The organism is Mycobacterium sp. 1423905.2 (genome assembly GCF_001673155.1).
Classification (GTDB): Bacteria; Actinomycetota; Actinomycetes; order Mycobacteriales; family Mycobacteriaceae; genus Mycobacterium.
The window spans coordinates 1-11,454 of record NZ_LZLE01000027.1 but is presented as its reverse complement, the minus strand read 5'-3'; the positions used below and the strand labels follow the sequence as shown (position 1 = coordinate 11,454).

Annotated in this window: 12 protein-coding genes and 3 tRNA genes; 8 read left to right on the top strand and 7 right to left on the bottom strand. The window is 67.4% G+C overall.

Annotated elements, in window-relative coordinates:
• Window positions 1-33: 33 nt before the first annotated feature.
• Window positions 34-972, bottom strand: coding sequence for a class I SAM-dependent methyltransferase (locus tag A9W95_RS02000; protein WP_067408974.1), 939 nt, complete (start codon window positions 970-972; stop codon window positions 34-36).
• A gap of 248 nt (window positions 973-1,220) precedes the next feature.
• Here A9W95_RS02000 and A9W95_RS01995 point away from each other — a divergent pair, with 248 nt between their 5' ends.
• Window positions 1,221-2,219, top strand: coding sequence for a phosphotransferase family protein (locus tag A9W95_RS01995; protein WP_067408991.1), 999 nt, complete (start codon window positions 1,221-1,223; stop codon window positions 2,217-2,219).
• Between the two features lies 1 nt (window position 2,220).
• On the opposite strand, the gene A9W95_RS01990 is transcribed toward A9W95_RS01995, so the two are convergent.
• On the bottom strand, window positions 2,221-3,591 hold the full coding sequence (locus A9W95_RS01990) for a phosphatase PAP2 family protein (RefSeq protein ID WP_067408973.1): 1,371 nt from the start codon (window positions 3,589-3,591) through the stop codon (window positions 2,221-2,223).
• An 80-nt stretch (window positions 3,592-3,671) separates the two neighbouring features.
• On the opposite strand from A9W95_RS01990, the gene A9W95_RS01985 reads away from it, so the two are divergent.
• A complete protein-coding gene (locus A9W95_RS01985) occupies window positions 3,672-4,097 on the top strand; it encodes a YchJ family protein (protein WP_253851529.1) in 426 nt (141 codons plus the stop codon).
• On the opposite strand, the gene A9W95_RS01980 is transcribed toward A9W95_RS01985, so the two are convergent.
• Window positions 4,071-4,143, bottom strand: a tRNA-Arg gene (locus A9W95_RS01980). The genes A9W95_RS01985 and A9W95_RS01980 overlap by 27 nt on opposite strands.
• A gap of 32 nt (window positions 4,144-4,175) precedes the next feature.
• Window positions 4,176-4,264 (bottom strand) — tRNA-Ser (locus A9W95_RS01975).
• 84 nt (window positions 4,265-4,348) lie between these two features.
• Between A9W95_RS01975 and A9W95_RS01970 the strand changes: the two genes are divergently transcribed.
• Together A9W95_RS01970 and A9W95_RS01965 are read left to right on the top strand one after the other, a co-directional pair.
• A complete protein-coding gene (locus A9W95_RS01970; protein WP_067408972.1) occupies window positions 4,349-5,413 on the top strand; it encodes a pyridoxal phosphate-dependent aminotransferase in 1,065 nt (354 codons plus the stop codon).
• An 11-nt stretch (window positions 5,414-5,424) separates the two neighbouring features.
• Window positions 5,425-5,886 (top strand): DUF4334 domain-containing protein, encoded by a 462-nt coding sequence (locus A9W95_RS01965; RefSeq protein WP_067408990.1) that lies wholly within the window; start codon window positions 5,425-5,427, stop codon window positions 5,884-5,886.
• Window positions 5,887-5,995: 109 nt separating this feature from the next.
• On the opposite strand, the gene A9W95_RS01960 is transcribed toward A9W95_RS01965, so the two are convergent.
• Complete coding sequence (locus tag A9W95_RS01960) at window positions 5,996-6,580, bottom strand: TIGR03086 family metal-binding protein (protein WP_067408971.1); 585 nt, start codon at window positions 6,578-6,580, stop codon at window positions 5,996-5,998.
• Between the two features lie 23 nt (window positions 6,581-6,603).
• Between A9W95_RS01960 and A9W95_RS01955 the strand changes: the two genes are divergently transcribed.
• From A9W95_RS01955 to A9W95_RS01940, 4 genes are read left to right on the top strand one after another with little or no spacing between them, the layout of a single operon-like run.
• Entirely contained in the window at window positions 6,604-7,428 is an 825-nt protein-coding gene (locus A9W95_RS01955; protein ID WP_067408970.1) for a crotonase/enoyl-CoA hydratase family protein, read from the top strand.
• Between the two features lie 35 nt (window positions 7,429-7,463).
• Window positions 7,464-8,708, top strand: coding sequence for a lipase LipE (gene lipE, locus A9W95_RS01950; protein ID WP_067408969.1), 1,245 nt, complete (start codon window positions 7,464-7,466; stop codon window positions 8,706-8,708).
• 35 nt (window positions 8,709-8,743) lie between these two features.
• Window positions 8,744-8,935 (top strand): hypothetical protein, encoded by a 192-nt coding sequence (locus A9W95_RS01945; protein ID WP_067408968.1) that lies wholly within the window; start codon window positions 8,744-8,746, stop codon window positions 8,933-8,935.
• Window positions 8,936-8,971: 36 nt separating this feature from the next.
• Window positions 8,972-10,078 carry a hypothetical protein gene (locus A9W95_RS01940; protein ID WP_067408967.1) on the top strand — a complete coding sequence of 369 codons (1,107 nt, stop codon included), beginning with the start codon at window positions 8,972-8,974 and terminating at the stop codon, window positions 10,076-10,078.
• A gap of 10 nt (window positions 10,079-10,088) precedes the next feature.
• Here A9W95_RS01940 and A9W95_RS01935 read toward each other — a convergent pair whose 3' ends face one another.
• Both A9W95_RS01935 and A9W95_RS01930 read right to left on the bottom strand, forming a co-directional pair.
• Window positions 10,089-11,171: a GGDEF domain-containing protein gene (locus A9W95_RS01935; protein WP_067408966.1), complete on the bottom strand. Its 1,083-nt coding sequence runs from the start codon at window positions 11,169-11,171 to the stop codon at window positions 10,089-10,091.
• Window positions 11,172-11,256: 85 nt separating this feature from the next.
• Window positions 11,257-11,343: transfer RNA gene (locus tag A9W95_RS01930), tRNA-Ser, on the bottom strand.
• Window positions 11,344-11,454: the final 111 nt, after the last annotated feature.

Genomic DNA, 11,454 nt, shown 5'->3' with positions numbered 1-11,454 from the left:
TTTTTTAGCGTTTGCAGGGTGGTTTTCGAGCGCTCAAGGCCGCCGCGCAGAGACGAACAACGTCGGCGGCATCGAGTCTTCGTTGCCGGACGGAACGGTCCGGTTATAGCGCGCCATCAACTCCGGGAACGTCAACGCCGACGCCTCCCAACCTTGCTCCCGCAACCACTCGGGCAACGCGGTGCGCTCTTCGGCGTACCAAAGGTCTTCCACCGCCGGCATGTCCGAGTTCACCAGCTGCGCGGCGACGGTCCGCATCCGCTGCATCTCCTCGCGCTGACGCTGCACCAGGCCCGGCTCGATGAAACCCTGGGCCGGCACGTTGGATGCCAGCCAGCTGCCCGGGGCACTGAGCGCAAGCACTCGCTCGAACAGTAGGTCCTGCGCCTGGGCGGGCAGGTAACGCACCAGCCCCTCGGCTGACCAGGCCGCCGGCTGGGTCGGATCGAATCCCGCGTCTTGCAACGCCTTCGGCCAATCTTGGCGCAGGTCGACCGCAATGTTGACCAATCGCGCCTTCGGGGTGGCGCCGTGCCGCTCCAAGGTCGAGTTCTTGAATTCGAGCACCTTGGGTTGGTCCAATTCGTAGACGACCGTCCCGTCGGGCCACGGCAGCCGCCAAGCGCGGGCGTCCAGCCCAGACGCCAAGATCACCACTTGCCGCACGCCGGCGTCGGCCGCTTGCCGGAAATACTCGTCGAAGAACGCTGTGCGCGTGGCCATGAAGTCGACCAGCAGTTGGGCTCGGGTCCGCACCTGGGGATCGATCTCGGCGGCCTTGGCCATCAGCGCGGGATCGGCGTAGATGCTCCACATGCCTTCACCCGCCGCGTCGAGGAAGACCCGCGCGAACGGGTCGTTGATCAGCGGATTGGCGCTTTCGGTTTCGGCGGCGCGGGCCGCTGCCACGCCCAGGGCCGTCGATCCCACGCTTTGGGTGATGTCCCAGGTGTCGTTGTCGGTGCGCGCCATCGCGTTCCTTCCTGCGGCGAAAGTGAGTTTCGCAAACTATTCTTCCAGCCGCCGAGCGCCCAGGGTGCCCACTCGGGTTTACTCCCAGAGGGTCTACAGCTTCGCAAGCCATCGTGGTGGCCCGCGAATGGAACCACACCGTCAGATTCCCGGCTTAGATTGACGACCAGGTTCCACTCGCGGCCGAAAGGTGAACACGGCCGCGGAGTAGGTTCGGGCGCGTGGACCTGGATGCGGTAGCGCGGTGGATGTCCGAACAGGGACTGGGAGACGGACCACTAGAGGACGTGCGCCCGGTGACCGGTGGGACGCAGAACGTCATGTTGAGGTTCACCCGGTCGGGCACGTCGTATGTCCTGCGCCGCGGACCGCGGCACCTGCGTCCGCGCAGCAACTTGGTGATCCTGCGGGAAACCAAAGTGCTTGCCGCGCTGGCCGGCACCGACGTCCCGCATCCACCGTTGATCGCTACTTGCGAGGATCCGGCGGTTCTCGGCGACGCGGTGTTCTATCTGATGGAGCCGATCGACGGCTTCAACGCTGGCGAGGGCCTACCGCCGCTGCACGCCGGCGATGCCGGCGTTCGCCACGGCATGGGGCTGTCGATGGCCGACGCGCTGGCCAAACTCGGCGCCGTCGACCACGTCGCGGTCGGATTGGCTGATTTCGGCAAACCCGAGGGCTTCTTGCAACGGCAAGTGCCGCGGTGGCTTTCGGAGCTGGCCTCATATTCGGAGTACGAGAACTACCCCGGCCCGCAGATCCCGGGAGTGGACGAAGTGTCGGCGTGGCTGACGCAGAACCAACCGTCGAACTGGGCACCGGGCATCATGCACGGCGACTACCACGCCGCCAATGTCATGTTCTCCCGCACCGGACCCGAAGTCGTGGCGATCTGTGACTGGGAGATGTGCACCATCGGCGACCCGCTGCTCGACTTGGGTTGGTTGTTGGCCACCTGGCGCCAGCCCGACGGATCCAGCGTGTTCAGCCATGCCCTCGGCGGCATGGACGGATTGGCCAGCACCGACGAGCTGTTGCAGCGGTACGCGCAGAACACCACCCGCGACCTGTCGCACATGACCTGGTACACGGTGCTGGCCTGCTTCAAGCTGGGGATCGTGATCGAGGGGACGCTGGCCCGGGCGTGTGCGGGCAAGGCCGAGAAAGCGGTCGGCGATCAACTGCACGCGGCCACGGTGCACCTTTTCGAGCGGGCACTGACCCTGATTGAGTCGCGGCCCTGAGCTAGGGCGCCTCGTTCGGCACCGGCGCCGGTCCGGCCAAGGCCGCCGCGGCCAAACTGCTGCGCACCGACAGGGTTCCGGGCGCCACCCCGGGCGCGACGGGCCGGGGGAAGAACGTCACCGAGAAAGCGACGCACAACGCGGTCATGGCGCCGATGATCAGCACGCCGAAAAACCAAGGGCGGCGCGCCATCTCCGGTGCCAGGTAGCGGCAGCACACTAGTACCGAGGTCAGGAACGTCGCGCCGAACGCGACGATGCCGATCCGCGCCCACGTTCCGCCGCGCACCGATTCGCGCAGCACGGCTTCGGCGGTCAGGCACAGCGCCGCACCCGCCAACAGGTCGACGCCATAGTGATAGCCGAAGCCCAGCGTCGCGGCGATGGTGCAGACCAGCCAGACGGTGCCGGCGATCCGCAGCCATTGCCTCGCGCCCCGGGAATGCAGGAAAACCGCCAAGGCCCAGGCCGTGTGCATCGACGGCATGCAGTTGCGTGCGGTGGTGTCGTCGAATCTGACCGGTCTGGGCGTCAAGTCGACCGGCGGCAGCGCGTGCGGCCAGTAGTCGCCGACTTGAAATCCCCGACCGGCGCTGCCGAACGCGAAGTCGGGCCCGACCACCGGGAACAACAGGTAGATCACCGGCCCGATCAGACCGAGCAGCAGGAAGGTCCGCACCAGATAGTGCCGCGGCCAACCGTGGCTGGTGACGTTGCGGAGTTGGAACAGGGCGACCACCATCGCAGCGGCAGGTAACTCGATGTAGACCCAGTGCAACATCGCATGCAGAGCCGGGCCGCCCGCTTCGACCAGCCGGCCCATCATCCAAGACGGTTGGGCCAGCGCGTGATCGGCCACTAAGGCGTATTCGTCCAGGATCATCGGACGCGCGTTCGCGGTAATGCGCAGCCAGGTGTCACCGACTTTGGTGGCGATGATGACCAGGAAGCCGAGCGCGATCGCGCCGAACGCGGTGGCGCGCTCGGATCCGGTCAGCCGCCGCCAGGCCACCAGACACAACGCGGTCAGCACGATCAGCGGTCCGTTGCCGACGGTCAGTACACCGCCGCGAGTCACCCGTTCCGCGGCGAAGGCGATGTCGAGCCCCGCGGCCACGGACAGGGCCCAGACGCGGGCTCGGTTGGTGAAACCGACCATGGCGATGCCCAGGCCTACCCACGGCACCGTCGCCGACTTCGGGGTCGCGACATAGTCGCTGAGCAGGCTGTGCAGCGGACCTTGGAACCCGGCGCTGGCCGCGGCGAGCTGCAACCCAACCAGCGCCAGGACCACGACGGCGACGAGGACCACCGCCCAGGAGCGGGTCGACGCAGCAGCGAGCTGCGCTCGTCGCACCTCGCCGATGAACACCAGTCGGATACTAAATGTCCAGTCGGCGTCGGAGGTATTAATGGGGTGCGTTGAGACGTCAGAGCCGCAAACTTGTGCTGGTGACTCAACATTTGCGGCCGGAGTGTCCATGCGGCAGCGCGGCCGGCTATCTCGAATGCTGCGGACCGTTGCACCACGGCGAACGGCAGGCCCGGACGGCCCAGGAACTGATGCGCGCGCGGTATTCGGCCTTCGCCCGCGGTGACGCGGATTACCTGTTCCGGACCTGGCACCCCCGCACCCGGCCGAGCGATGTCACGGTCGATCCGGGTATCAGCTGGCGCGGTTTGCGGGTGCTCGACACCGTCGCAGGCGGCGCGGACGACGATTACGGCGAGGTGGAGTTCGTGGCCACATTCGAGTTCGCCGGTCGCACCGACGTCCTGCACGAGCGGAGCAGCTTCCGGCGGCGCGCCGGGCGATGGTTTTACGTAGCGGCGAATTCGCCGGAAACAGAGCGCGCCCGAAGGGATTCGAACCCCTAACCTTCTGATCCGTAGTCAGATGCTCTATCCGTTGAGCTACGGGCGCCGGTCTTTAGTTGTGCCCTCGGAAGGGCGCAGCGGAGGCGAGAGGATTTGAACCTCCGGTCCCCTTTGAGGGGGACAACTCATTAGCAGTGAGCCCCATTCGGCCGCTCTGGCACGCCTCCATGAACTTCCTGAGGGTACCCGACCCCGAAAACCCCGGGGCCGCCGGAGGCTCAGCGTACACAGCCGCCACATATGCTGTCGACGTGACCGCCCGCCTGCGGCCCGAGCTGGCCGGGCTGCCCGTTTATGTGCCCGGCAAAACCGTTCCCGGAGCCATGAAACTCGCCAGCAACGAGACGGTGTTCGGCCCGCTGCCCAGTGTCCGCGCGGCCATCGAACACGCCACCGACGTGGTCAACCGCTACCCGGACAACGGTTGCGTGCAGCTCAAGGCGGCGCTGGCCGCCCACGTCGGCCCCGACTTCGCCGCCGAACACATCGCCGTCGGTTGCGGGTCGGTCAGCCTGTGCCAGCAACTGGTGCAAATCACCTGCTCGGCGGGCGACGAGGCGGTGTTCGGGTGGCGCAGTTTCGAGCTGTATCCGCCGCTGGTCCAGGTCGCCGGCGCCACACCGGTGCGCGTGCCGCTGACCGACCACACCTTCGACCTCTACGCGATGCTGGCCGCCGTCACCGACCGCACCCGGCTGATCTTCGTCTGCAATCCCAACAACCCGACGTCGACCGTCGTCGACCCCGACGAGTTGGCCCGCTTCGTCGCGTCCGTGCCGCCGCACATCCTGATCGCCATCGACGAGGCCTACGTCGAGTACATCCGCGACGGCATGCAACCGGACAGCCTGGGCCTGGTGCGCACCTACAGCAACGTCGTTGTGCTGCGGACCTTTTCGAAGGCCTACGGGTTGGCCGGCCTGCGGGTGGGCTATGCGGTCGGCCATCCGGACGTCATCACCGCGCTGGACCAGGTCTATGTGCCCTTCACCGCGACCAGCGTCTCGCAAGCCGCGGCCATCGCCTCGCTCGAGGTCGCCGACGAACTGTTGGCCCGCACTGACGCGGTGGTGGCCGAGCGCGCCCGAGTGAGTGCGGAGTTGGCCGCGGCGGGGTTCGCACTGCCGCCGTCGCAGGCCAATTTCGTGTGGCTGCCGTTGGGAGCGCGCACCCAGGACTTCGTCGAGCAGGCCGCCGCCGCCCGCATTGTCGTCCGCCCGTATGGCAGCGACGGGGTCCGTGTCACCATCGGCGCGCCGGATGAAAACGACGCGCTGCTGCGCTTCGCCCGCAGCTGGATAACCCACGCCGAATGAAGGAGAGCACCGTGAGTGTGGCCCGCAAGAAGTTCACCGAGTTCAAGGAACGCAGCGGCGCCATTCCCGATGCCGAACTCGACGAGTACTGGGCCGAACTGAAGCCCGCGACCCTCGACGGCATGCTCGGCGAATGGCAGGGCGGGGAGTTCGTCACCGGTCACAAGATGAACGGTCAACTGGAGAAGGCCCGCTGGTTCGGCAAGACGTTCGGCTCGATCACCGACGTGCAGCCGCTGGTCTGCCTGGACGACGACGGCAACAAGTTCTCCAACGTGGCGATGGGCAAGGGTGAAGCCAGCCTGTGGTTGGAGGAGTTCCGCGGCGAGGTGACCGCGACCATGGTGTACGACGGCCAGCCCGTGCACGACCATTTCAAGACCATCGACGACGACGCGGTGATGGGCATCATGAACGGCAAAGGCGTGGTGCACGACGGGCGGTACTTCTACTTCTACCTCGAGCGGGTGTAGACGCCGCGGTCGATCGCGAGTGTGCGGCTAGCCGCGCAGTCGCGCCTCGGTGTGCGGCCAGCCGCACACTCGGCGGGGCAGGCGGCGGGGCCGTCGCCGGGGCGGGCGGCTACTGCGCCGGGTTGCGTCCGGTGAAGGCGACCAGTCGGTCCAGGCCGCGCGCGTCCTCCGGCACGTCGACCGGGTCGTCGAACCCGGCCACACCGCGTTGCTCGGGCTTGATGATCTTGCGGGCCAGCCCCAACACGTATTCGGCCAGCGAATCGGGGACTTCGACGTCGCGGCCCATGGCGACCGCGTAATCCCAGGCGTGCACCAGGAATTCGATCGAGAAGACGGCCACGGCGACCTTCGCGGGCATCTCCCCGTCACCCAACTTGACGCTGCCGTCCAGGCCGTGTTGGTGCCAGGCGTCCAGCGCCGGGCGGGCCCGCATGATGAGCTGCCGCTCCACCGAGTCGTTCTGGTCGTGCGGCGGGAAGTCCGCATCGACGGTGCCGCCGATGGCCGTAATGGAGTTCAGCACATGGTTGGTCAGCGCGGCCACGTCGTACTCGGTGCACGGCGTCTGCCGGGACAGGTCGTCCCGGGAAATGGTCTTCACCACTTCCTCGAGGATTCCCAAGCTCAATTCGGCGCTGCGCAACTCGTCGGTGGGCGGAGAATCGGGTCCGGGTCGCAAGTCGTGAGGCATGTTCGCCACGCTACGGTCTCGATATGGGCAACACATACGAATCCGTCACCGTCGAGGTCAAAGACCAGGTCGCGCAGGTGACGCTGATCGGGCCCGGCAAGGGCAACGCGATGGGCCCGGCGTTCTGGTCGGAAATGCCCGAGCTGTTCGCCGCGCTCGACGACGACCCCGAGGTGCGCGCTATCGTGCTCACCGGATCCGGCCGCAACTTCAGCTACGGCCTGGACGTGCCGGCCATGGGTGGCTCGTTCACCCCGCTGTTGTCCGGCGATGCGCTGGCCGGCCCGCGCGCGGTGTTCCATCGCGAGGTCAAGCGCATGCAGGGCGCGATCAGCGCCGTCGCCGACTGCCGCACGCCGACCATCGCCTCGGTGCACGGCTGGTGCATCGGCGGCGGCGTCGACCTGATCTCGGCGGTCGACATCCGCTACGCCAGCGCCGACGCTAAGTTCTCCGTGCGTGAGGTCAAACTGGCCATCGTCGCCGACGTCGGCAGCCTCGCCCGGCTGCCGCTGATACTCAACGACGGACACCTGCGCGAACTCGCGCTGACCGGCAAGGACATCGACGCCGCACGCGCCGAGAAGATCGGTCTGGTCAACGACGTCTACGACGACGCCGAAGCCGCCCTGGCCGCCGCGCACGCCACCGCCGCCGAAATCGCCGCCAACCCGCCGCTGACCGTGCACGGCATCAAAGACGTCTTGGACCAGCAGCGGATCTCCGCGGTCTCCGAAAGCCTGCGCTACGTCGCGGCCTGGAACGCGGCGTTTTTGCCGTCCAAGGACCTGACCGAGGGCATCTCGGCGACGTTCGCCAAGCGCCCGCCGCAGTTCACCGGCGAATAACGCACCACGCAAGAAGCGCCACGTACCCTCGCGGGGTGGCTACCTCTACCCCCGACTGCAGAATCCGCGTCCCGGCCGACCTCGACGCCGTCACGGCGATCGGAGCAGAAGACCACTCCGAGATCGACCGCGCTGCCGTCGACCGAATCTGGCAGGCCGCCCGGCACTGGTATCAGGCGGGCATGCACCCGGCGATCCAGGTGTGCCTGCGGCGCAACGGGAAAGTCGTCCTCAACCGCGCCATCGGACACGGCTGGGGCAACGCCCCCACCGATGCGCCCGACGCCGAGAAGATTCCCGTCACCACCGACACCCCGTTCTGCGCCTATTCGTCGGCCAAGGCCATCACCTCGACCGTGGTGCACATGCTGGTCGAACGCGGCGCGTTCTCCCTCGACGACCGCGTCTGCGAGTACATCCCCACCTTCACCAGCCACGGCAAAGACCGCATCACCATCCGGCACGTGATGACCCACAGCGCCGGGGTGCCCTTTCCGCCGGGGCGCCGGCCCGATGTCACCCGCGCCGACGATCACGACTACGCCTTGGAGAAGCTCGGCGAACTGCGGCCCATCTACCGGCCCGGGTTGGTGCACATCTACCACGCCCTGACCTGGGGGCCACTGATGCGCGAGCTCATCTGGCGGGCCACCGGCAAAGAGATCCGCGAAATCCTCGCCACCGAAATCCTGGACCCGCTGGGCTTCCGCTGGACCAACTTCGGCGTCTCCAAGCAAGACCTGCCGCTGGTCGCCCCGAGTCACGCCACCGGACGCACCCTGCCGCCGGTCATCGCTCAGATCTTCCGCAAGGCCATCGGCGGGACCATTCACGAGGTGATTCCGCTCACCAACGAGCCGCTGTTCCTGCGCACCATCATCCCGTCGTCCAACACCGTGTCGACGGCCAACGAGCTGTCCCGGTTCATGGAAATCCTGCGCCGCGGCGGCGAACTCGACGGAGTCCGGGTGATGAGCCCCGAGACGTTGCGCGGCGCAGTGAAGGAGGCCCGGCGGTTGCGGCCCGACTTCGCGACCGGCCTGGTGCCGCTGCGCTGGGGCACCGGATACATGCTGGGGTCCAACAGGTTCGGACCGTTCGGGCGCAACGCCCCCGCCGCGTTCGGTCACCTGGGGCTGGTCAACATCGCGGTGTGGGCCGATCCGCAACGCGAGCTGGCCGCCGCGGTAATCAGCAGCGGCAAGCCGGGCCGCGATCCCGAGGCCGGCCGCTACGGCGCCCTGATGAACACGATCACCGCGACGATCCCGCCAGTTTGAGTGATTGGTGGCTCGCACGCGGGTAATAGGGAGTTATGGCTACTTACCGAGTGCTCAACCCCAAAGGCGAAGTCGTCGCCACCAAAGAGATCGAAAGCGCCGACAAGGCGCACGCGTGGTTCGCCGACGAAGCGGTCGAGGGCAACGAGCTCGGCTGGCGCATGGAAGTCGAGGCGGAGGGCGACTGGCGCTTCTTCGACAGCAGCGAAGGTGATCGCACCTACTAGGGTTTGTGCCCCGACTCGTCGGGCAACCAACTAGGCATGGATTCCCAACGCTTCCGCCCGCTCCTGGACGCCCCCGGACCGTTTGCGTCGGTTTACTTCGACGACTCGCACGACACGCACGACGCCGAGGAGCAACTGGCGCTCAAGTGGCGCGCGGTGCGCGACGAGCTCGCGCAGCAGGGCGCCGAGGAATCGGTGATCGCGGAAATCGAGCGCGCGGTAACGGATTTGCGGCCGCCGGTCGGCCGCAGCGGACGCGCGGTGGTCGCCAGCTCGGCGGGGGTACTCATCAACGAGCATCTGGTGCGCCCGCCTGCCGCGACGATTGTTCGGGTGTCCGAGCTGCCCTATCTGGTGCCCATCCTGGAAGTCGGCCAGGCGCAGACGAATTACGTCCTGGCGATCGTCGACCACGCGGGCGCCGACATCACCGTTCACAACAACGGCAAATTGAGCTCGGAAACCGTTGACGGAGGCGGCTATCCGGTACACAAGGCCGCCGGCGCCGAGAACGCCGGCTACGGCGACCCGCAGTTGCGCACCGACGAAGCGGCCCGCAAGAACATGCGGGCGGTCGCCGACCGCGTCACCGAACTCGTCGACAAGACCGAGGCCGACGTGGTGTTCGTGGTGGGCGAGGTGCGCTCGCGCGCTGATCTGCTGGCCGAATTGCCCGAACGGGTCAGTCAGCGGACCGAGGAACTGCAAGTCGGTGCGCGCCACAGCGGGCACGACTTCGACGAAGTGCAGGACGCCATCGAATCCGCCTTGGCCAAGCGCCAATTGGCGGTGCTCGACGATGCGGCCCAACGGTTCAGCGCGGAGGTCGGCCGGGATTCCGGACTGGCCGCCGAGGGGCTCGGCGCGGTGTGCTCGGCGCTACGCCAAGGAGCGGTGGACACGTTGATCGTCGGCGATATCGGCGATGCCACCGTGGTTGCCGACGAGAGTTTGACCACCGTCGCCCCTAACGCGGACGTGCTGTCCGAACAAGGCGCGGCGCCGGACAAGACGCTGCGCGCCGACGAGGCGCTGCCGCTGTTCGCGATCTCGGTGGGGTCGGCGCTGGTGCGCACCGACGAGCGGATCGCACCGGCCGACGGGGTCGCGGCGGTGCTGCGATACGCCCCGACGCTGCACTGACGCTTGGTTCTCAGCGGCGCAGCGGCAGGGGCAACGCGGCATGGCGGACCTGGTTGCCGCCGGCGCGTTTGGCCACGTACATCGCCGTATCGGCGGCCTCGACGAGGCGTTCGATGACCTGCCGAGGAGACTGGTCCGCCCGCGGCAATTGGATGCTGCTGACGCCGAGGCTGGCCGTCACACCCCATGGGGCGCCGGCTATGGCCGCTCGCACCGCCTCGGCCGTCCGCAATATGTTCTTGTCGACGGTGGTTTCGGCCACCAAAAATTCTTCCCCGCCGACCCGGGCGACGACGGTTCCGGCGCTCCCGATTCTGCGCAGGGTGTCAGCGACGGCAACCAGAATTCGATCGCCTTCGGCGTGGCCGTGGGTGTCGTTGATGCGCTTGAAGTTGTCGAGGTCGACCATCAGGACGCGAAGACACAGCGACCGGCCCTCGGCGGCGACCATCTTCGACGCCGACCGATAGAAGCCCCGCCGGTTGCGTAAGCCGGTGAGCGGGTCGGTCGAAGACTTCAACGCGTCCACGGACAGCCAATGCACCAGCACCTGCCCGCACACCGGAACGGCCAGGATTCCGGCGCTGAGCACCAGCATCTTGGCCGTCGCCATGGACGGATCCCCGGCCGCCGCGATCCGGGCCGCACACACCGCCGCGGTGCCCAGCCCGGTCGCCAACGTGACGACCAACAGGCGGGCGGAGTGAAAGAACGCGACATAACCGGCGAGGCCGCCGAACGCGGCGCACCCCAGCATGCCCGAGCGGGAATCGCTTTCGACGACGCAGATCAGCGCAATGCCGACTGCGCCGGTGATCGAGAAGATTTCTGATTGGCGCCGCGTCGGCCAGCGCAACAGCCACACCAACGCCATCGCCACCATGCACACGATGACCGCCACCGCGACGGCCCGCGCGAGCTGGGTGCGCGGACCCGACGGACTGGCCAGCATCAGTAATGTCGCGGCGGCCAACGTCGTGAGAATGACGACCAGCAGGCAGCGGACGAACGGCTTCAGACCCCGCGCGGCAAGGTATTCCGAGAGCCAGTCGTAGTGGTCGGGTTGACGCCACCAGACGCCGATCGACTGCATGCTGCGACGCCCCGGCCCGCTACGACATCACCGGCAAGCGGTGCGGACCATCCGAACCATCGTCGTATGTTACTGACGCAGGCAGCGGTGGCGGAGGGATTTGAACCCCCGGACGGTTTTAGCCGTCTCTCGCTTTCAAGGCGAGTGCATTAGGCCGCTCTGCCACGCCACCGCGACAAGGGTAACCGGCCACCGAGCGACCGTTCTGCCGCGCGGTCACTGCTGTCACACCAGCCGCTGCGCCGGTCGGCACTCGATGTGCCCGCCTCACAGCGACAACTTC